A 19,477-nucleotide genomic window follows, 5' to 3' on the forward strand; every position below is an offset into this window, starting at 1 on the left:
CTTGCTGTCGCGTCAATCAACCGTTTGTATTGTGTTTCCGCATGATGGGCTCGACCCAAATGGGTCTGAGCCGGATTCATGCAGCAGGCCTCAAGCTGTTACGCCACAGTGGTGGCTGAGCGCTGAAAGGCTTGAATTTTAGATCTTGGGTCTCCACTTTAACCGGTGAGACAGGACCATGTCCCCCGCGGCTTTTGAGCGCGGATTTGGGTCCCGGCAACGGGACGATGAAAGGAACTGGAATGACTAAAGTGACCTCTGTCACCGGCGAAACCAATACCTATCCGGTATTGCCGCTGCGTGACATCGTGGTGTTCCCGCACATGATCGTGCCGCTCTTTGTAGGGCGCGAGAAGTCTATTCGTGCCCTCGAAGAAGTCATGGGCTCCGACAAGCAGATCATGCTGGCCACCCAGATCAATGCAAGCGATGACGATCCATCGTCAGATGCCATCTATGAGGTTGGCACCGTCGCCAATGTGTTGCAGCTTTTGAAATTGCCTGATGGCACCGTCAAGGTGCTGATCGAAGGCAAGGCGCGCGCCCGGATCTCTGGCTATACCGGACGTGAGGACTTCTATGAGGCCCATGCCGATCTGCTGCCCGAACCCGCTGAAGATCCGGTTGAAGTCGAGGCTTTGAGCCGGTCGGTGGTGTCGGAGTTTGAAAATTACGTCAAGCTGAACAAGAAGATCTCGCCGGAAGTGGTGGGTGCTGCCAGCCAGATCGAAGACTATTCGAAGCTGGCCGACACGGTTGCCTCGCATCTGTCGATCAAGATCACCGAAAAGCAGGAAATGCTGGAAACGGTGAGCATCAAGACCAGGCTTGAAAAGGCGCTCGGCTTCATGGAGGGCGAAATTTCGGTTCTCCAAGTGGAGAAGCGTATTCGCTCGCGCGTCAAGCGCCAGATGGAAAAGACCCAGCGCGAATATTACCTGAACGAGCAGATGAAGGCGATCCAGAAGGAACTCGGCGACGGCGAGGAAGGCCGCGACGAGATGGCCGAACTGGAAGAGCGCATTGCCAAGACCAAACTGTCGAAGGAAGCCAAGGACAAGGCCGAGGCTGAGCTGAAAAAGCTCAAGCATATGAGCCCGATGTCGGCGGAAGCCACGGTCGTGCGCAACTATCTCGACTGGCTGCTTGGCCTGCCCTGGAACAAGAAGTCCAAGGTGAGGATCGACCTCAATGCAGCTGAAAAAATCCTCGACGAGGATCATTTCGGTCTGGACAAGGTCAAGGAACGGATCGTCGAGTATCTGGCTGTGCAGGCCCGTGCCACCAAGCTGAAAGGCCCGATCCTGTGCCTCGTTGGTCCTCCGGGTGTCGGCAAGACCTCGCTCGCCCGCTCGATTGCCAAGGCCACGGGACGTGAATATGTCCGCATGGCGCTGGGCGGCGTGCGTGATGAGGCCGAAATTCGCGGTCACCGCCGGACCTATATTGGCTCCATGCCCGGCAAGGTCGTGCAGTCGATGAAGAAGGCCAAGCGGTCAAACCCGCTGTTCCTGCTCGACGAAATCGACAAGATGGGCCAGGATTTCCGTGGCGATCCGTCATCGGCTCTGCTCGAGGTGCTGGATCCGGAACAGAACTCGACCTTCATGGACCATTACCTGGAAGTCGAATACGATCTGTCCAACGTGATGTTCATTACGACCGCCAATACGCTGAATATTCCCGGCCCGCTGATGGACCGCATGGAAATCATCCGGATCGCCGGTTACACCGAGGATGAAAAGCTCCAGATCGCCAAGCGGCATCTTCTGCCCAAGGCGATCAAGGAACATGCGCTTCGCCCGGAAGAGTTCTCGCTGGCGGATGATGCGATCGTCTCGATCATCCAGCAATATACCCGCGAGGCCGGTGTGCGCAGTCTCGAGCGTGAATTGATGAAGGTCGCCCGCAAGGCTGTGACCGAAATCATCAAGGGCAAGTCGACCTCTGTGGCCGTCACGGCGGCCAGCATCAATGATTATCTCGGCGTGCCGCGTTATCGTCATGGTGAGGCCGAGGGCGAGGATCAGGTCGGTATCGTCACCGGTCTTGCCTGGACGGAAGTGGGCGGCGAATTGCTGACCATCGAAGGCGTGATGATGCCGGGCAAGGGCCGCATGACGGTCACTGGCAATCTGAAGGAAGTAATGAAGGAATCGATTTCGGCGGCGGCATCCTATGTCCGCTCGCGCGCCGTCGATTTCGGCATCGAACCACCGCGCTTCGACAAGTCGGACATTCACGTCCACGTGCCGGAAGGTGCGACGCCTAAGGACGGTCCGTCGGCTGGCGTGGCAATGGCAACCGCCATCGTCTCGATCATGACGGGTATTCCGGTCAACAAGGATGTGGCGATGACGGGTGAAATCACCCTGCGCGGTCGCGTCTTGCCGATTGGCGGGTTGAAGGAAAAGCTGCTGGCAGCGCTTCGCGGCGGCATCAAGAAGGTTCTGATCCCGGAAGAAAACGCCAAGGACCTGGCGGATATTCCAGACAATGTGAAGAACAATCTTGAGATCGTACCGGTTGCCCGGATGGGTGAAGTGATTGCCCATGCGCTGGTGCGCATACCGGAGCCGATCGAGTGGGATGGCACGGTGGAAACGCCTGCCGTTGGCACTGTCGAAGGTGTCGATGATTCAGGCGCAACCGTGGCGCACTGAGCCGTCTTTGCCACGATCCTGCCCAATTGGCGGAAAAACTTCGAAAAGGCTGGCCTTCGGGCCAGCCTTTTTTGTGCAAACATCACCAGAAGCCTTGTTTTTCAGGCGATTGCGGTGCTTTTGGCTTGCGACGGGCATGGGCATGAGTATTGTCCGCCCGACTTGGAATTTTTGAGTCATGCCGGAGGCCATCGAAAATGGCGGTCGGTATTCCTTTGTGATCCTCTCGGGCGCCTGGCGCTTTGCGGTGGTCGCGGTTCCTCGATGCGGGGATGCGTTAGCATCTTCGCCGCTTTGATATTCATGTCATACAGAAAGGGTGGAAACATGAACAAGTCCGAACTCGTAAACGCAGTTGCCGATAAGGCCGGTCTCAGCAAGGCCGACGCAGCTTCCGCCGTGGACGCCGTCTTCGACACCGTCCAGGCGGAATTGAAGAATGGTGGCGACATTCGCCTCGCCGGTTTTGGCGCCTTCACGGTTTCCCATCGCGAAGCCTCGAAGGGCCGCAATCCTTCGACTGGCGCGGAAGTCGATATTCCGGCCCGTAACGTTCCGAAGTTCACGGCCGGCAAGGGCCTGAAGGACGCTGTTAACAGCTGATCCTGCTAGAGTTTGTCAGGGAAAAGTGGAAACCGGTTTTCCCGAAAAGACAAACGAAAACAAGAGTAGCTAGAGTCTGTCTGGTTCAATCTGAACCTGACAGACTCTAGCGGCAAACGTGCCAGTTCTACCGAAAACCCGGCTCTCAAGCCGGGTTTTTTGTGTTTTTGCAGGAAGGAGGCATCTCGTTGCCGTTTCACTGATCCAAGATGGTCGCTGCTTCGAAATAGCATTGAGTTCAATACAAAATGGCTGCCGCAAACGGGCTGCCAATGGTCCATTAGAGAGGCGCCCGTGGTCACCAAGAAAGCCGATCTCCCGACCAAGCTTTGCGCGGCCTGTCAGAGGCCTTTCGCGTGGCGTAAAAAGTGGGAGCGTTGCTGGGAGGAGGTGCGCTTCTGTTCCGAGCGCTGCCGTAACAGCAGGGCAGCGAGCCATAAATTCGAGGTGGCCTGTTCGAGAGTGTCGCACACCTCATGAAGCCACTGTCGAACCTGACTTTGCTATTTTATGCGCTTCCGGCCCTGCCTTTGGCAGCCATTGCCCTACCGCTCTATATCATCGTTCCGTCCGTCTATGCCGGGCGGTTCGGTATTGCTCTATCGGCCATTGGGGCCGCTTTGCTGGCCATTCGCTGTCTGGATGCGATCACCGATCCGCTGATCGGTTGGCTTGCGGACCGCATTCCCGGTCGGTATGGCCGCCGCCGCTTGTTCTTTCTGTTGTCGCTGCCGCTGACGGCGCTGTCTGCTTTCATGCTGTTCAGCCCGCCGGAAGGGGCAGGCCTTGCGCATCTCGTGGTTTGGGGCTGTCTTCTGTCGATTGGCAGTACCTGGACAAGCCTGCCTTATACGGCCTGGGGGGCCGAACTCGAGACTTCCTACGATGGCCGGGTCAGGCTTTCGGCCTGGCGTGAGGGTACGACACTGCTCGGCACGCTTCTCGCCATCTCGCTGCCTTTCCTGGGGCAGGCATCCACGGCAGGCGCCCAGCCGAACCTGAATGCGATTGCTGCTATGGTGGCATTGCTGTTGCCCGTCTTCGGAGCCGTCGCCGTGTGGCGCGTGGCGGAGCCGGTGGATTTTTCAAAGACGCGGCTTTCCCTACAGAAGGGTCTGGGCTTTCTGCTGGCCAATAGCGCCTTTCTGCGGCTGGCCATGGCTTTCCTGATGAATTCTCTGGCCAATGCCATCCCCGCTTCGCTGTTTCTTTATTTCGTGGCGGCACGGTTGGAGGCGCCTGAACTTCAGGGGCCTTTGCTGTTTACTTATTTCCTTTCGGCGGTCGCTGGCGTGCCGCTTGCGGTTTTCTTGGCGCGGCGGCTGGGCAAGCACCGGGCCTGGTGCTGGGCCATGCTGCTCAGCTGCGCGATATTTGCCTTGGCTGGCCTGCTGGGGCCGGGGGATGCCTGGCTGTTTCTCGGCATCTGCGTGGTAACCGGTGTCTTGCTCGGTTTCGATCTGGCGCTGCCGCCAGCCATTCAGGCCGATGTGATCGATCAGGACACATTGGCGTCGGGAGAACAGCGATCCGGGCTTTATTTCGCCGCCTGGAGTTTCGTCACCAAGCTGGCATTGGCGCTTTCTTCCGGAATTGTCTTTCCATTGCTGGCGTTGGCAGGCTTCCAGCCCGAAGGCAGCGCTCAAAGCGGGCAGGCGCTTTACGCCTTGTCGGCGCTTTATGCTTTCCTGCCAATCCTGTTCAAACTGCTTGCCATCGCTCTTATGTGGCGGTTTTCCATTGACAGCACGCACCAGCAAGCCACTCGACAGAAAATCGAGCAGCGCCAGAGGGATATGTCAAACCCATCATGATCAGGTTTGTGGTGTGGTGGATGGCTTGGGCAGGGCGCGGCCGTCCTGATAGATGCGCCGCAGGAAAGACAGCAGCTGGGCAAGCTCGTCTTTCGAAAACCGCTCGGTAAAACGGGCTTCATGGCCATGGCGAAGCTCTTTCGCCGCAGCCAGAACACGCTGGCCTTCCTGAGTTACGAACAGTTCCTGGCGTCGGCGATCCACCTGGGAGGGCCGACGCTCGACGGCGCCCCGGCCTTCGAGCTTGTTGATCAGCGCCATCATGGTTGCCTTGTCCATTCGCAGGCTTTGGGCAAAGTCGATCTGGCTGGCCCCGGCATTGTTGTCGATCAGTTCCAGTACGGCAAATTGCTTCGGGGTTAAGGCCAGCCCCGACATGGTCGCCTGAAAATCCTGAAACACTGCGACATTGGCCAATCGCAAGTGAAAGCCGAGGACTTTTTCCAGATCGCCGAATGCCACAGTACCGGAAAATTCCGGGGTTTCGAAATCGTCAGTCGCCTGTTCCGGTCCGTCCATGCGCTCAATCCATGTTCGATAATGCCTTCAAGATGAGGATGCTAGCAGCTTCACCTTGATAATATACGGCTCGCTCCGGTGATAAACCCATAAGCCCAAAAGGCAAAGCGCCATATTTGACCTGCGCATCGCGCAGATTTCACTTGTGCCTCCAGAAAGATAATATAATATGTAATACATACTAAATGGCCTTCGGGAGAACTGGCCAGGGAGGATATATGTCGTACTATGGTAGCGCAGGTTTGCGCGAAACATCTGCGTTCGCCGGCATGGTCGCGGAGGATCCTGTCCGGTTCCGCGCCAATAGCGGTCCGGATCGGCCAGCCGTTATGGAGCTGGCAACCGGGCAATCACTGACATTTTCTGAATTCGATACGCTGATTGGGCGATGTGCTGCCGCTCTTGACGATGTGATTGCGAGCGCGGGGACGGGGCAGGACAGCCCAGCCCGTATTGCCTATCTCGGACGCAATTCCACAGCCCAATTCGCGGTTTGTTTCGCCTGCCAGCGGATCGGTGCGATCTTCGTGCCATTGAACTGGCGTCTGAGCACCCGAGAAATTTCGTTGATCCTTGCCGACTGCGAACCGACGCTGTTGCTGTACGATGCGGAATTTGCCGAAACCGGTACCAGTTTCGATGTCGAAAGCCTTGTTGTGACCGGCAAGGGAGGCTTTCTGGACAAGGCCTCGGGTTTGGAGCCAATCACACCTCGCTATTCATCCGCCGACCGCACTTGCGTGATTCTCTACACATCCGGGACCACAGGTGTGCCAAAGGGCGTGCTGCTCAATGCCCGCAATCTGTTTTTCTCTGCCTTGAATTTTGCTTTCGTCGGTGAGGTAACGCCCGAATCGGTCGTGCTCTGCGACCTGCCGTTTTTCCACACGATTGGTCTGGTAGCCCTGGCACGCACCGCGATGGTGATGGGCGCCCGGCTGGTCATTTCTGACCGCTTTGTCGCCGAACGAACGATTGCCACCATGGCGGATGCCCAAATCGGCGTGAGCCACTATTGTGGCGTGCCGCAAATGGCCAGTACGTTGCGGAACTCGCCGAATTGGAACCCGGCTGCATTGCAGGGTCTGAAGGCGATCTTTCTGGGTGGCGCGCCTTTGCCACCTGTGTTGATCGAGCGTTTTCTCGATGACGGCATTGCGCTGGTCAATGGCTACGGGATGAGCGAAACCGGTACGGCCTATCATATGCCGCTCGACCGGCAACTCATCGCCCGTCATCCAGGCAGTATCGGTTTTGCCGCCCCACTGCTTGAAACCCGGGTTGTTGATTTCGATGGCGCCGATGTCACCAATGGCGGGGTCGGTGAAATCTGGCTACGAGGACCGAGCGTCACCGAGGGCTATTGGAACCGTCCGGACCTGACCGAGGCTGCCTTCACCGATGGCTGGTTTCGCAGCGGCGATATGGCGCGGGTCCAGGATGGCGTGGTCTATCTCGCAGACCGCCTGAAGGACATGTATATCAGCGGCGGTGAAAACGTTTACCCGGCGGAGGTCGAGGCGGCGATTGCCGCCCATCCCGGCGTTGCCGATGTTGCGGTCATGGGTCTTGCCCATGCCGAATGGGGTGAAGTCGGCCTGGCGCTGGTCGTCGCTGGCGACGGTAGCCTACGTGATCACGACATCCTACGCCATTGCGCTGATCGGCTTGCCAGCTTCAAACGGCCCAAGCACGTTGTGTTTGTGGATACCATTCCTCGCTCCGCTTCCGGCAAGGTGCAGAAGCACATTTTGCGCGAAGCCTACACTCACCTTTCATCCAGCTCGACATCGGCGTCCGGACAGCCCGGCGCATAAGGAGACATACTATGACAGTTGCAGAAAAATCCGACGCAGACACCGTACTGGTCGACATTGAAGACCGAATCGCCTTCGTGACCTTCAACCGGCCTGAAAAACGCAATGCGATGAACCCGGCGCTGAATATCCGCATGGCGGAAATTCTTGATGAGCTGGAAGCTGACGACCGTTGCGGTGTGCTGGTGTTGCGCGGGGCAGGAACCTCATGGTCTGCCGGCATGGATCTTCAGCAATATTTCCGCGACAATGACGACAAGCCTCGCCACGCAACACTGAAAAGCCGCCGCCAGTCGGGCGGGTGGTGGCAGCGCCTGACCTATTTCGAAAAGCCGACCGTCGCTATGGTCAATGGCTGGTGCTTCGGCGGTGCCTTCAATCCGCTGGTGGCCTGCGATCTGGCGATTGCCGCCAATGAAGCCACTTTTGGACTCTCGGAAATCAACTGGGGCATCCTGCCGGGTGGCAATGTGACTCGCGCTGTCGCTGAAGTGATGAATCACCGTGATTCGCTGTACTACATCATGACCGGCGAGCCCTTCGGTGGTGAGAAGGCCCGGGATATGGGCCTGGTCAACGAATCGGTGCCACTGGAAGAGTTGGAAACCCGCGTCCGCAAACTCTGCGCCAGCCTGCTCGAAAAAAATCCTGTGACAATGAAAGCCGCCAAGGACACGTTCAAGCGCGTCCGCAACATGCCCTGGGAACTGGCCGACGACTATATTTATGCCAAACTGGAGCAAATGCTGCTGCTGGACAAGACCCGGGGCCGTGACGAGGGCCTGAAGCAATTCCTGGATGACAAGACCTATCGCCCTGGGCTTGGCGCTTACAAACGGAAGTAACATTCCGAACGCATCGATAATTAAACGGAAGAAAAGACCCGCCGGACCACCGGCGGGTCTTTTTCGTCAAGTAGATCGAAACTCGTTCAAAAGAAACGAGCAACGGCGCCGAGTTTTCGAGCAAAACGGTACAAATATTGAATATCAATGGGGAAGAATGGTGGGCGATGAGAGACTCGAACTCCCGACATCCTCGGTGTAAACGAGGCGCTCTACCAACTGAGCTAATCGCCCTTCGCGTCATCGGGTCGTGCCCGCCGCGTCGGTGGCTGTGATCTATTCGGTCGTTGAAAAAACCGCAAGAGGGTTTTTTGCTTTTTTTGATTTTTTTACGACGGCAAGATGACGGCTGGATCAAAAACCCTACAGTTCCGGGCTTGTCGCTTCCTTTCGAAAAGGGGAGGCCGCCTTCGGTATTCTGCTATAGGGCGTGCGCTATGGCCTCGTTCTCAACAGGGCGCGGTTTTCTCTTGTGGCACCCGGTCTGGATTGGCGGTGGGGATCGTGTGACATGCGCAGGATGGCCGAAGGGCCGCACCTGGCAGTCAATACGGTCGGCGTCGTTTGGTCGGTTTGTTCTCGCTGCCTGTTTCGATCCCTGTGCCTGTGCACAATCGCCGGTGTTTTCTGTCCATCAACAGCGAAAAATCATTCTGTCACGTTTTTGTTTTCAATGCTGCTTGACACCCACCAAGGAACCACTTAGTTAGCCGCTCATCGAACGGCACATGACGGTCGGTAAGCGGGGAAGCAAGCTTCCCACCAGGAAATTGCGGGTGTAGCTCAGTTGGTTAGAGTGCCGGCCTGTCACGCCGGAGGTCGCGGGTTCGAGCCCCGTCACTCGCGCCATCCTGGTACTAAAAGTGAATGGCTTTCCATTCAGATGCTTATGACACGGCATCATCAATGCGCGGGTGTAGCTCAGTCGGTTAGAGTGCCGGCCTGTCACGCCGGAGGTCGCGGGTTCGAGCCCCGTCACTCGCGCCATTTTTCCACCTCCTTAGTTCGTTATATCTTTTGAACAGCAACGTACTATATACCAGCCTTCAATCTTGGTGTTAAAGTCTTTGTGTGCATGTGCGAAATGCGGTAAGCGCACTTGCGCACGGGCGCTGGCTGCGCTAACCAACAGCTCGTTGCAACAGTCTTTTTGGCTTGTCGGCGCACCGCCGTGAACGTCGCCCGGCGTTTTGACAAGCAAGGATGGATACGATGACTGAACTCCTCAGTTCCTACCTTCCGATCATGGTTTTCGTCGGAATTGCGATGGTTATCGGCATAGCCCTTCTGGTGACGCCGTTTGCCGTGGCATTCAAGGCGCCAGACTCGGAAAAGCTTTCTGCCTATGAATGCGGCTTCAATGCTTTTGACGATGCCCGCGTCAAATTCGATATTCGATTTTACCTCGTGTCGATTCTTTTTATCATCTTCGATCTCGAAGTTGCCTTCCTGTTTCCGTGGGCGGTTTCCTTCGGTGCGATCGGCTGGTTTGGTTTCTGGTCTATGATGGTGTTTCTCGGCGTGTTGACCATCGGATTTATCTATGAATGGAAGAAGGGAGCCCTGGAATGGGAGTGAGCCAAAGCGATCACCAGACCTTGGTTGCGCCGCAGCCGAAGGGTATTCTGGACCCTGCCACCGGCAAGCCGGTTGGCAATGACAGCACGTTTTTCGGCGAGATCAATGATGAGCTGGCCGACAAAGGGTTTCTCGTCACTTCCACTCAGGCTTTGATTACCTGGGCGCGCACCGGATCTTTGATGTGGATGCAGTTCGGTCTGGCTTGTTGCGCCGTCGAAGGTCTGATGCAGGCCTCTGGCCCGCGTTACGACATGGAGCGCTTCGGCGTCGCGCCGCGTGCATCTCCGCGCCAGTCGGACGTGATGATTGTCGCGGGAACCCTGACCAACAAGATGGCGCCCGCCTTGCGCAAGGTCTATGACCAGATGCCGGAGCCGCGCTATGTGATCTCCATGGGTTCCTGTGCCAATGGCGGCGGTTACTATCACTATTCGTACTCCGTGGTTCGGGGTTGTGACCGGGTCGTGCCTGTCGACATTTATGTGCCGGGCTGTCCCCCCACGGCAGAGGCGTTGCTCTATGGCGTCCTGCTGCTTCAGAAGAAAATCCGCCGCACCGGCACGATCGAGCGCTAAGGCGAGGGACCGACAAGATGAGTGAAGCCCTGCAAGTGCTGGCATCCCACATCACCGAAAACAGCGGTGGTCTCGCTTTGTCGAGCACCGTTGCCTTTGGTGAACTGACGGTCACCACGACCGTCGAAAATATTTACGCGCTGGTGACTTTCCTGCGTGACGACGCCCGTTGCGGCTTCATCAATATCATCGACATCTGCGGTGTGGATTATCCTGAGCGTGTCGAGCGTTTCGAGGTGGTCTATCACTTCCTGGCGCCGAAGCAGAATCAGCGCATCCGCGTCAAGCTTTCCACCAGCGAAGACAAGCCGGTTCCGTCGATCTGTCCGTTGTTTCCAGGCGCCGACTGGTTTGAGCGTGAGGCCTGGGATCTCTATGGCGTGATGTTTACCGGTCATCCGGACCTGCGTCGTCTGCTGACCGATTACGGCTTTGAAGGCCATCCGCTGCGCAAGGATTTTCCGCTGACAGGTTTTGTTGAAGTCCGCTATGATGACACGGTCAAGCGGGTGGTTTATGAACCGGTTGAGTTGAAGCAGGAGTTCCGTAGTTTCGACTTTCTCTCGCCTTGGGAAGGCACGGATTACGTGCTGCCCGGCGATGAAAAAGCCGCGAAGTAAGGGAACGGAAGGCGAGACCATGACTGAACATTCCGTCCGTAACTTCACGATCAATTTCGGCCCCGAACATCCCTCGGCGCACGGCGTTTTGCGTCTGGTGCTGGAGCTGGACGGCGAAATCGTCGAGCGTGTCGATCCGCATATCGGCCTCTTGCACCGTGGCACCGAAAAGCTGATCGAAGCCAAGACCTATTTGCAGGCATTGCCCTATTTCGACCGGCTGGACTATGTCGCGCCGATGAATCAGGAGCATGCCTATTGTCTGGCTATCGAAAAGCTCCTCGGCCTGGAAATTCCGATCCGTGGCCAGCTGATCCGGGTTCTCTATTCCGAAATCGGTCGCATCCTGTCGCATATCATGAACGTCACCACGCAAGCGATGGACGTCGGTGCGATGACGCCACCGGTCTGGGGCTTCGAAGAGCGCGAAAAATTGATGGTATTCTATGAGCGGGCATCTGGCGCGCGCATGCATGCCGCCTATTTCCGTCCCGGTGGCGTTCACCAGGATATTCCGGCCCAGCTGGTCGAGGATATCGGTGCCTGGTGCGATCCGTTCCTGAAAGTTCTAGATGACATCGAAGGTCTGTTGACCGAGAACCGTATTTTCAAGCAGCGCAATGTCGATATCGGCGTTGTCAGCCTGGAAGATGCCTGGAAATGGGGCTTCTCCGGCGTGATGGTTCGCGGTTCGGGTGCAGCCTGGGATTTGCGCCGCTCGCAGCCTTACGAATGCTATTCGGATTTGGAATTCGACATTCCGGTTGGTAAGAATGGCGACTGCTACGATCGCTATCTGATCCGCATGATGGAAATGCGCGAATCGGTGAAGATCATGAAGCAATGCGTCAATCGCCTGCTCGGCGATGCACGCGTTGGTCCGGTTTCGTCTGTGGATGGCAAGGTCGTGCCGCCGAAACGGGGTGAGATGAAGCGGTCGATGGAAGCGCTCATCCATCACTTCAAGCTTTATACCGAAGGTTTCCACGTGCCGGCTGGCGAAGTCTATGCGGCCGTCGAGGCGCCGAAGGGCGAATTCGGGGTTTATCTGGTGGCGGACGGCACAAACAAGCCGTATCGCTGCAAGATCCGCGCTCCTGGGTTCGTGCATCTGCAAGCCATGGACTTCATGTCGCGCGGTCATCAGCTTGCTGACGTAACGGCGGTGCTGGGGTCTCTCGACATCGTATTTGGTGAGGTGGATCGTTGATGCAGCTTATCCTTTCGGATCGGCAGTGTGGTGCTCCTCTTGCAACGTCGGTTGCAGGTTGGGGCTACGCATTGCAGACCGTTGGGACCGACCGGCACTGTCCCGCCACGCCGTCTGCTCTGCAGGCGGCAATCGGGCTTTCTGCCGCATTGCTCGTCAGCGTCCGCGAGAAGGACAATCTGAACGCAGGCCGGGATGTCGTCATGGCGACGCATCAGGGTCTTCTGTTCAAAAACTGAGATAAGGCGTGAGGAAGTATGTCCGTTCGTCGTTTAGCCGAAGATCAATTCCAGCCCGCATCCTTCGCTTTTAGCGAGGAGAATGCCGTTTGGGCCGAAGCCACCATCCGCAAATATCCGGAGGGTCGTCAGCAATCCGCTGTCATCCCGCTGTTGATGCGGGCGCAGGAGCAGGACGGCTGGGTCACCAAGGCGACGATCGAATTCGTCGCGGACAAGCTGGACATGCCCTATATCCGCGTGCTCGAAGTGGCGACCTTCTATACCCAGTTCCAGTTGAAGCCGGTCGGCACCAAAGCCCATATCCAGGTCTGTGGTACCACGCCCTGCATGCTGCGCGGCTCGGAAGAGCTGATGAAAATCTGTAAGAAAAAGATCCATCCGGAGCCTCTTGAGCGTAATGCGACCGGAACCCTGTCATGGGAAGAAGTCGAATGTCAGGGTGCCTGCGTCAACGCGCCGATGGTCATCATCTTCAAGGACGCTTATGAGGATCTGACACCCGCGCGCCTCGAAGAAATCATCGACGCCTTCGAAGCCGGCAAGGGTGGCGAGGTCAAGACAGGTCCGCAGATCGAGCGAGTGTTTTCTGCTCCTGAAGGCGGGCTGACCAGCCTGACGGAAGAGATCACCCCGGTCCGTTGGGGCGAGGGACAGTCTGGACAGGATGAGGTAGCGGTTCCACCGGCTAATGCCGGTCGTCCGACAACCGATACGCCGATAACCGATCCGAAGCTGAAGACGCCCGCCACCGACAAGCCGGCAGCGAGTGAAAATGCGAAAGTCTCCGGCGACAATGCCGACAAGGCCAAGGGGTGAGAGATGTTACAGGATAAGGACCGCATTTTCACCAATATCTACGGCCTCAAGGACAAGTCCCTGAAAGGCGCGATGAGCCGCGGCCACTGGGACGGGACCAAGCAGATCCTGGAAAAGGGACGCGACTGGATCATCAATGAGATGAAGGCCTCCGGTCTTCGTGGTCGCGGCGGCGCAGGCTTCCCCACGGGTCTGAAGTGGTCCTTCATGCCGAAGGAAAGCGACGGTCGCCCGCATTATCTGGTCGTCAATGCCGATGAGTCCGAACCCGGCACCTGCAAGGACCGGGAAATCATGCGCCATGATCCGCATACGCTGCTGGAAGGCTGCGTGATTGCCGGTTTCGCCATGGGCGCCCACGCCGCCTATATTTATGTGCGCGGCGAATATATGCGCGAACGCGAAGCGCTTCAGGCCGCAATCGACGAGTGCTACGAATACGGATTGCTGGGCAAAAACAACAAGCTCGGCTGGGATTATGACATTTACGTTCATCATGGCGCAGGGGCCTATATCTGCGGCGAGGAAACGGCTTTGCTCGAAAGCCTTGAAGGCAAGAAGGGCCAGCCACGCCTGAAGCCGCCGTTCCCGGCCAATATGGGTCTCTATGGCTGCCCGACGACGGTCAATAATGTCGAGTCGATTGCGGTCGCACCAACCATCCTGCGCCGTGGCGCTGGCTGGTTCTCGTCCTTCGGTCGCCCGAACAATGTCGGTACCAAGCTGTTCATGATCTCCGGTCATGTCAACAAGCCTTGCACGGTTGAAGAAACCATGGGGATCACGTTCCGCGAACTGATCGAGCGGCATGCTGGAGGCATTCGCGGCGGTTGGGACAATCTTCTGGCTGTCATTCCCGGCGGCGCGTCCTGTCCAGTGGTCAAGGCGGAAGATATTATTGACGTCCCCATGGATTTCGATGGGTTACGTGATGTGAAATCCTCGTTCGGTACCGCAGCGATTATCGTCATGGACAAGTCCACCGATATCATCAAGGCGATTGCCCGGCTGTCGCAGTTCTTCAAGCATGAAAGCTGCGGCCAATGCACACCGTGCCGCGAAGGGACCGGCTGGATGTGGCGGGTGATGGAGCGCATGGTGAAGGGCAATGCCCAGAAGCGTGAAATTGACATGCTGTTCCAGGTCACCAAGCAGATTGAAGGTCATACCATCTGCGCGCTTGGCGATGCGGCGGCTTGGCCGATCCAGGGTCTGATCCGTAATTTCCGGCCTGAGATCGAGGCCAGGATCGATGAATATACCCGCAAAGCCATGGACCATGGCGCGGTCATGGAAGCGGCTGAGTAACGAAGGCTCTGGTTACGGTGGTTGCCGAATAACAAAGGTGATGCAATGGTTGAGGCTTCGAAACGGACGGGAACGGATGCATCGGCAAAGCCGGCTGACGCCAGCCGCGGCGCTGAGATGGCCGGATCGTCACTGCATGCTTTGATGGCCAACCCGATGGCTGCCTTTGCGGCGGCCACGGTGCTTGGTTTCGGTTTTGCCACCCAGATGACCGGTGTGATGCTCGGTTCCATGCAAACGATGATGGACAAGCCCGCCCGTCGGCCGAAGGACGATGTGCCGGAAGATAAAGCTGATGATCAGGTTGCTGTCGCATCCGTTTCAGAGGTCAATTTGAAGCCTGAAACGCAGCTGCAACCAGTCGATGCTCCGGTTTCGGATACAGTGGTTCCCCCTAAGGCGGCACCCGCACGCCGTCCAGTCGCAAAAACGAAGAGCAAGCCGCAGCCTGCCAAGCCGGTAAAAAGCCAGGCAGTGCAGTCGGCCAAAAAGCCGACAGTCGCGCCTGTGAAATCTGTAGAGGAGCCCGAAGCGAAGGCCGCGCCTGTTGCCGTAAAGCCTGCTCGGCGGCGCGGCAAGAAGGCTGATCTGAAGGCGATCGGCGGTGTTGGACCGAAGGTTCAAGAGATGCTCGGTAAACTGGGTGTTCATGGCCTTGATGATATCGCCACCTGGACGCCCGAAGATGCGGCACGGATTGATGCGGAGCTTGGACTAGACGGTCGCATCCTGCGTGATGACTGGATCGGACAGGCCCGCAAGCTGACCGGTGCCTGATTAGGCGGGTGTGCCTGTATCGGTTTAGGAATTGTGATTGATATAGAATGTGTTACGACGTGTTTTGTGTCTCATGTATGAAGCACGGCACGGAAAAAATAGGCGAAGGCCTATTGGATGAATTAAGGGCGCTCTGCCGCCATGCATTCCATCTTGAATGATGAGATGCAGAGCAGGCGAGCGGTCGAGAACTGAGACATGCGTAGCGGAAAATCCTGTGCGATTTTCCTGGCCGGACTGAAGAAGCGGCGGCTGCGATGGACGTGAGACAGGAAGGCGAATATGGCAAAGCTGAAAGTCGACGGTAAGGAGATCGAGGTTCCCGATCATTTCACGCTGCTTCAAGCGTGCGAGGAAGCGGGTGCCGAAGTTCCGCGTTTTTGTTTCCACGAGCGGCTTTCGGTAGCCGGCAATTGCCGTATGTGCCTTGTCGAGGTGAAGGGCGGTCCGCCAAAGCCGGCAGCCTCCTGCGCCATGGGCGTGCGCGATATCCGTGGTGGTCCGAATGGCGAGTTGCCGGAAGTCTATACCAATACGCCAATGGTCAAGAAGGCGCGCGAAGGGGTGATGGAGTTCCTCCTCATCAACCATCCGCTTGATTGTCCGATCTGTGACCAGGGCGGCGAATGCGACTTGCAGGACCAGGCCATGGCCTTCGGTATCGACAGTTCCCGTTATGGCGAGGACAAGCGCGCCGTCGAGGACAAGTATATCGGACCGCTGGTCAAGACGGTGATGAACCGTTGCATTCACTGCACGCGCTGCGTCCGCTTCACCACCGAAGTGGCTGGCATTGCCGAACTTGGCCTGATCGGTCGCGGTGAGGATGCTGAAATCACCACCTATCTCGAACAGGCGATGACCTCGGAATTGCAGGGCAATGTCGTTGATCTTTGCCCGGTCGGTGCGCTGACTTCCAAGCCCTTTGCCTTCACGGCCCGTCCGTGGGAATTGGGCAAGACCGAATCGGTCGATGTGATGGATGCGCTGGGTTCGGCAATCCGCGTCGATACGCGCGGTCGCGAAGTGATGCGTGTCATGCCGCGCGTCAATGACAGCATCAATGAAGAGTGGATTTCCGATAAGAGCCGCTTCATCTGGGACGGATTGAAGACCCAGCGTCTGGACCGGCCTTATGTGCGACGCAATGGCCGCCTCCAGCCTGCAACCTGGCCGGAAGCCTTCGCTGAAATCAAGACTGCCGTTTCGGCCACCAATGGGTCGAAGATTGGCGCGATTGCCGGCGATCTGGCCTCCGTCGAGGAAATGTATGCACTGAAGGAACTGCTGACCTCGCTTGGTTCCACGAGCTATGATTGTCGCCAGGATGGCACGGCGCTCGATCCGGTTCTGGGGCGTTCGTCCTATATCCTCAACTCGACAATCGAGGGCATCGAGGATGCCGACGCGCTGCTGTTGATCGGTTGCAATCCGCGCCTTGAAGCGGCGGTCATGAATGCGCGTATCCGCAAGCGGTGGCGCCGAGGTGGCTTCCCGATTGGGGTAATCGGCGAGAACGCCGATCTGCGTTATGATTATAGCTATCTGGGTGCGGGCACTGATACGCTTGCCGATCTGGCTGCTGGCAAGAACAGCTTCTTTGATGCGTTGAAGACGGCGGCGAAGCCCTTGATCATCATCGGCCAAGGTGCCTTGACCCGTGGCGACGGCGCTGCCGTGCTGGCTCAGGTCGCAGCGCTTGCTGTTGCCGTCGGTGCGGTCGGCGAAAGCTGGAACGGTTTCGGTGTTCTGCATACCGCCGCGTCGCGCGTCGGTGGCCTCGATCTTGGCTTCGTGCCGGGGCAGGGGGGCAAGACAGCGGCAGAAATGCCAACGGCTATGGACGTCCTCTTCCTGCTCGGCGCGGACGAACTGGATCTGTCGGCCAAGACCGCAAAACTGACGGTCTATATCGGTTCGCATGGTGATAACGGCGCCCAGAATGCCGATGTTATCTTGCCGGCTGCCGCCTATACGGAAAAGTCGGGCACTTGGGTGAATACGGAAGGTCGCGTTCAGCTTGGCAATCGCGCTGGTTTCGCGCCGGGTGAGGCTCGCGAAGACTGGGCTGTGCTGCGCGCGCTTTCGGACGTGCTCGGCAAGAAGTTGCCGTTCGATTCGCTTGGCCAACTGCGACAGAAGCTCTATCAGGCCTATCCGCATTTTGCTGCGCTGGACGAGATTGCCGAAGGCAATCCGGTGGAAATCGACGCGTTGGCGAAAAAAGGCGGGAACATGACCCAATCCGGGTTTGCGTCTCCGATCAAAGACTTCTATTTGACAAACCCGATTGCACGCGCGTCTGCGGTGATGGCCGAGTGTTCGGCATTGGCCCGCAATAATTTCAAGGCTGCGGCAGAGTAAGGGCAAGGGACCATGGACAGTTTCGTTTCTACCTATGTGTGGCCGGCGGCCATCATGATCGGCCAGTCCCTGCTGCTGCTGGTCTGCCTGCTGGTGTTCATTGCCTATATTCTGTTGGCAGACCGCAAGATCTGGGCGGCGGTGCAATTGCGCCGTGGTCCCAATGTGGTGGGTCCCTGGGGGCTTTTCCAGTCCTTCGCCGACCTTTTGAAATTCGTGTTCAAGGAACCGATCATTCCGGCCGGTGCCAATAAGGCCGTTTTCCTCCTGGCGCCGCTTGTAGCCGTGACGCTGGCTCTGGCGACCTGGGCGGTTATTCCGCTCAACCAGGGCTGGGTAATTGCCAATATCAACGTCGGCATTCTCTATGTGTTTGCGATTTCCTCGCTGGAAGTCTACGGCATCATCATGGGGGGCTGGGCGTCCAACTCGAAATACCCATTCCTCGGTGCTTTGCGCTCTGCGGCGCAGATGGTCTCCTACGAAGTGTCGATCGGCTTCGTCATCGTCACGGTGCTGTTGTGTGCGGGATCTCTGAACCTCACCGACATCGTCAATTCCCAGAACCATGGTCTCGGCACGATGATGGGCATGCCGTCCTCGCTGCTGGATTGGCATTGGTTGTCGCTGTTTCCGATGTTTGTGATCTTTTTCATCTCGGCGCTGGCGGAAACAAATCGTCCCCCCTTCGACCTGCCGGAAGCTGAATCCGAACTGGTTGCCGGCTTCATGGTGGAATACGGATCGACCCCTTACATGATGTTCATGCTGGGTGAGTATGCGGCCATCGTGCTAATGTGCGCCCTGACCACCATCCTGTTCCTGGGGGGCTGGTTGCCGCCGTTGGACATTGCCGTACTCAACTGGGTGCCGGGCATTATCTGGTTCATCCTCAAGGCGACGCTGGTGTTCTTCATGTTCGGCATCACCAAGGCGATCGTTCCACGCTACCGTTATGACCAGTTGATGCGCCTGGGCTGGAAAGTGTTCCTGCCGCTGTCGCTGGCCATGGTGGTTATTGTTGCATTCGTGTTGAAACTGGGGGGCTGGGCATGAGCCTTCACCCCGCAGATTTCGGCAGAATTGGAGTTTGAAGATGGCAAGTGTTTCCCAGGCTGTCCGCTCGCTGTTTCTGAAAGAGTTCGTCAACGCATTTTTCCTGTCGATGCGTTACTTTTTCAAGCAGAAGGCGACCGTGAACTATCCGTTTGAGAAAGGCCCTGTCAGCCCGCGCTTTCGCGGCGAGCATGCGTTGCGCCGTTATCCCAATGGGGAAGAGCGTTGCATTGCCTGCAAATTATGCGAGGCGATCTGTCCGGCCCAGGCGATCACCATCGAAGCCGGCCCGCGCCGCAACGATGGCACGCGCCGCACGGTTCGTTACGATATCGACATGGTAAAATGCATCTATTGCGGCTTCTGCCAGGAAGCCTGCCCGGTCGATGCGATCGTCGAAGGTCCGAATTTCGAATTCTCGACGGAATCACGCGAAGAACTCTATTTCGACAAGGCCAAGCTTCTGGCCAATGGAGATCGGTGGGAGCGGGAAATCGCGCGCAATCTTGCGCAGGATGCTCCCTACCGCTGAGATCGTCTTTTGAGGAAACCGATGGCGGCTGGACAAAATCTGTCCGTCCCGGTTTGAAATTGAAACGAAATGCATGGATGGTCCGGCCCGGGCCACTGGCATTTCATGGGACACGGCCGCGCCGCGCTCCTGGGG

General features: G+C 57.4%; 18 protein-coding genes and 3 tRNA genes. 19 read left to right on the plus strand and 2 right to left on the minus strand.

The window, feature by feature from the left end; translation table 11 throughout:
- The first annotated feature begins 242 nt into the window (after positions 1–242).
- From lon to G6L01_RS04805, 4 genes are all read left to right on the plus strand, one after another.
- Complete coding sequence (gene lon / locus G6L01_RS04790) at positions 243–2,663, plus strand: endopeptidase La (RefSeq protein WP_070167228.1); 2,421 nt, start codon at positions 243–245, stop codon at positions 2,661–2,663.
- 327 nt (positions 2,664–2,990) lie between these two features.
- On the plus strand, positions 2,991–3,266 hold the full coding sequence (gene hupB, locus G6L01_RS04795) for a DNA-binding protein HupB (RefSeq protein WP_015915641.1): 276 nt from the start codon (positions 2,991–2,993) through the stop codon (positions 3,264–3,266).
- Positions 3,267–3,560: 294 nt separating this feature from the next.
- Positions 3,561–3,746, plus strand: a complete 186-nt coding sequence (locus G6L01_RS04800; protein WP_081344220.1) for a DUF2256 domain-containing protein — start codon at positions 3,561–3,563, stop codon at positions 3,744–3,746.
- Positions 3,743–5,080 carry an MFS transporter gene (locus tag G6L01_RS04805; RefSeq protein WP_070167227.1) on the plus strand — a complete coding sequence of 446 codons (1,338 nt, stop codon included), beginning with the start codon at positions 3,743–3,745 and terminating at the stop codon, positions 5,078–5,080. The genes G6L01_RS04800 and G6L01_RS04805 overlap by 4 nt, the downstream gene beginning before the upstream one ends.
- On the opposite strand, the gene G6L01_RS04810 is transcribed toward G6L01_RS04805, so the two are convergent.
- Positions 5,081–5,599 (minus strand): MarR family winged helix-turn-helix transcriptional regulator, encoded by a 519-nt coding sequence (locus G6L01_RS04810; RefSeq protein WP_070150401.1) that lies wholly within the window; start codon positions 5,597–5,599, stop codon positions 5,081–5,083. It abuts the gene before it with no gap.
- Positions 5,600–5,817: 218 nt separating this feature from the next.
- On the opposite strand from G6L01_RS04810, the gene G6L01_RS04815 reads away from it, so the two are divergent.
- On the plus strand, positions 5,818–7,416 hold the full coding sequence (locus tag G6L01_RS04815; RefSeq protein WP_070167226.1) for an AMP-binding protein: 1,599 nt from the start codon (positions 5,818–5,820) through the stop codon (positions 7,414–7,416).
- A gap of 11 nt (positions 7,417–7,427) precedes the next feature.
- A complete protein-coding gene (locus tag G6L01_RS04820) occupies positions 7,428–8,261 on the plus strand; it encodes a p-hydroxycinnamoyl CoA hydratase/lyase (RefSeq protein WP_070150399.1) in 834 nt (277 codons plus the stop codon).
- A gap of 158 nt (positions 8,262–8,419) precedes the next feature.
- Here G6L01_RS04820 and G6L01_RS04825 read toward each other — a convergent pair.
- Positions 8,420–8,495 (minus strand) — tRNA-Val (locus tag G6L01_RS04825).
- Positions 8,496–9,033: 538 nt separating this feature from the next.
- Here G6L01_RS04825 and G6L01_RS04830 point away from each other — a divergent pair.
- The 13 genes from G6L01_RS04830 to nuoI all read left to right on the plus strand — a co-directional run bounded on the left by G6L01_RS04830 (position 9,034) and on the right by nuoI (position 19,342).
- Positions 9,034–9,110, plus strand: a tRNA-Asp gene (locus G6L01_RS04830).
- A 61-nt stretch (positions 9,111–9,171) separates the two neighbouring features.
- Positions 9,172–9,248 (plus strand) — tRNA-Asp (locus G6L01_RS04835).
- A 225-nt stretch (positions 9,249–9,473) separates the two neighbouring features.
- On the plus strand, positions 9,474–9,839 hold the full coding sequence (locus G6L01_RS04840) for an NADH-quinone oxidoreductase subunit A (RefSeq protein ID WP_070167276.1): 366 nt from the start codon (positions 9,474–9,476) through the stop codon (positions 9,837–9,839).
- Positions 9,830–10,417, plus strand: a complete 588-nt coding sequence (locus G6L01_RS04845; protein WP_015915649.1) for a NuoB/complex I 20 kDa subunit family protein — start codon at positions 9,830–9,832, stop codon at positions 10,415–10,417. Before G6L01_RS04840 ends, G6L01_RS04845 begins: the two co-directional genes overlap by 10 nt.
- A 17-nt stretch (positions 10,418–10,434) precedes the next feature.
- Complete coding sequence (locus G6L01_RS04850) at positions 10,435–11,037, plus strand: NADH-quinone oxidoreductase subunit C (protein WP_015915650.1); 603 nt, start codon at positions 10,435–10,437, stop codon at positions 11,035–11,037.
- Between the two features lie 19 nt (positions 11,038–11,056).
- Entirely contained in the window at positions 11,057–12,247 is a 1,191-nt protein-coding gene (locus G6L01_RS04855) for an NADH-quinone oxidoreductase subunit D (protein ID WP_070167225.1), read from the plus strand.
- Positions 12,247–12,486 (plus strand): hypothetical protein, encoded by a 240-nt coding sequence (locus G6L01_RS04860; protein WP_070167224.1) that lies wholly within the window; start codon positions 12,247–12,249, stop codon positions 12,484–12,486. Before G6L01_RS04855 ends, G6L01_RS04860 begins: the two co-directional genes overlap by 1 nt.
- An 18-nt stretch (positions 12,487–12,504) precedes the next feature.
- Positions 12,505–13,305: an NADH-quinone oxidoreductase subunit NuoE gene (gene nuoE / locus G6L01_RS04865; protein WP_070167223.1), complete on the plus strand. Its 801-nt coding sequence runs from the start codon at positions 12,505–12,507 to the stop codon at positions 13,303–13,305.
- A 3-nt stretch (positions 13,306–13,308) separates the two neighbouring features.
- Positions 13,309–14,613 (plus strand): NADH-quinone oxidoreductase subunit NuoF, encoded by a 1,305-nt coding sequence (gene nuoF, locus G6L01_RS04870; protein WP_060715770.1) that lies wholly within the window; start codon positions 13,309–13,311, stop codon positions 14,611–14,613.
- A 45-nt stretch (positions 14,614–14,658) separates the two neighbouring features.
- Positions 14,659–15,390, plus strand: a complete 732-nt coding sequence (locus tag G6L01_RS04875; protein ID WP_081344219.1) for a hypothetical protein — start codon at positions 14,659–14,661, stop codon at positions 15,388–15,390.
- Between the two features lie 282 nt (positions 15,391–15,672).
- Complete coding sequence (nuoG, locus tag G6L01_RS04880) at positions 15,673–17,754, plus strand: NADH-quinone oxidoreductase subunit NuoG (RefSeq protein ID WP_070167222.1); 2,082 nt, start codon at positions 15,673–15,675, stop codon at positions 17,752–17,754.
- A gap of 12 nt (positions 17,755–17,766) precedes the next feature.
- On the plus strand, positions 17,767–18,810 hold the full coding sequence (gene nuoH, locus G6L01_RS04885; protein WP_060715767.1) for an NADH-quinone oxidoreductase subunit NuoH: 1,044 nt from the start codon (positions 17,767–17,769) through the stop codon (positions 18,808–18,810).
- Positions 18,811–18,850: 40 nt separating this feature from the next.
- Complete coding sequence (nuoI, locus tag G6L01_RS04890) at positions 18,851–19,342, plus strand: NADH-quinone oxidoreductase subunit NuoI (RefSeq protein ID WP_015915657.1); 492 nt, start codon at positions 18,851–18,853, stop codon at positions 19,340–19,342.
- Positions 19,343–19,477 lie beyond the last annotated feature (135 nt).

The sequence above is a fragment of the Agrobacterium vitis genome, assembly GCF_013337045.2.
In the GTDB taxonomy this organism is placed as follows: domain Bacteria; phylum Pseudomonadota; class Alphaproteobacteria; order Rhizobiales; family Rhizobiaceae; genus Allorhizobium; species Allorhizobium vitis_B.

Bases quoted from the DNA above. Each gene is read 5' to 3' on its own strand.
- lon (WP_070167228.1), top strand. From the start codon at position 243: ATGACTAAAGTGACCTCTGTCACCGGCGAAACCAATACCTATCCGGTA.
- hupB (WP_015915641.1), top strand. From the start codon at position 2,991: ATGAACAAGTCCGAACTCGTAAACGCAGTTGCCGATAAGGCCGGTCTC.
- G6L01_RS04805 (WP_070167227.1), top strand. From the start codon at position 3,743: ATGAAGCCACTGTCGAACCTGACTTTGCTATTTTATGCGCTTCCGGCC.
- G6L01_RS04810 (WP_070150401.1), bottom strand. From the start codon at position 5,599: ATGGACGGACCGGAACAGGCGACTGACGATTTCGAAACCCCGGAATTT.
- G6L01_RS04815 (WP_070167226.1), top strand. From the start codon at position 5,818: ATGTCGTACTATGGTAGCGCAGGTTTGCGCGAAACATCTGCGTTCGCC.
- G6L01_RS04820 (WP_070150399.1), top strand. From the start codon at position 7,428: ATGACAGTTGCAGAAAAATCCGACGCAGACACCGTACTGGTCGACATT.
- G6L01_RS04840 (WP_070167276.1), top strand. From the start codon at position 9,474: ATGACTGAACTCCTCAGTTCCTACCTTCCGATCATGGTTTTCGTCGGA.
- G6L01_RS04845 (WP_015915649.1), top strand. From the start codon at position 9,830: ATGGGAGTGAGCCAAAGCGATCACCAGACCTTGGTTGCGCCGCAGCCG.
- G6L01_RS04850 (WP_015915650.1), top strand. From the start codon at position 10,435: ATGAGTGAAGCCCTGCAAGTGCTGGCATCCCACATCACCGAAAACAGC.
- G6L01_RS04855 (WP_070167225.1), top strand. From the start codon at position 11,057: ATGACTGAACATTCCGTCCGTAACTTCACGATCAATTTCGGCCCCGAA.
- G6L01_RS04860 (WP_070167224.1), top strand. From the start codon at position 12,247: ATGCAGCTTATCCTTTCGGATCGGCAGTGTGGTGCTCCTCTTGCAACG.
- nuoE (WP_070167223.1), top strand. From the start codon at position 12,505: ATGTCCGTTCGTCGTTTAGCCGAAGATCAATTCCAGCCCGCATCCTTC.
- nuoF (WP_060715770.1), top strand. From the start codon at position 13,309: ATGTTACAGGATAAGGACCGCATTTTCACCAATATCTACGGCCTCAAG.
- G6L01_RS04875 (WP_081344219.1), top strand. From the start codon at position 14,659: ATGGTTGAGGCTTCGAAACGGACGGGAACGGATGCATCGGCAAAGCCG.
- nuoG (WP_070167222.1), top strand. From the start codon at position 15,673: ATGGCAAAGCTGAAAGTCGACGGTAAGGAGATCGAGGTTCCCGATCAT.
- nuoH (WP_060715767.1), top strand. From the start codon at position 17,767: ATGGACAGTTTCGTTTCTACCTATGTGTGGCCGGCGGCCATCATGATC.
- nuoI (WP_015915657.1), top strand. From the start codon at position 18,851: ATGGCAAGTGTTTCCCAGGCTGTCCGCTCGCTGTTTCTGAAAGAGTTC.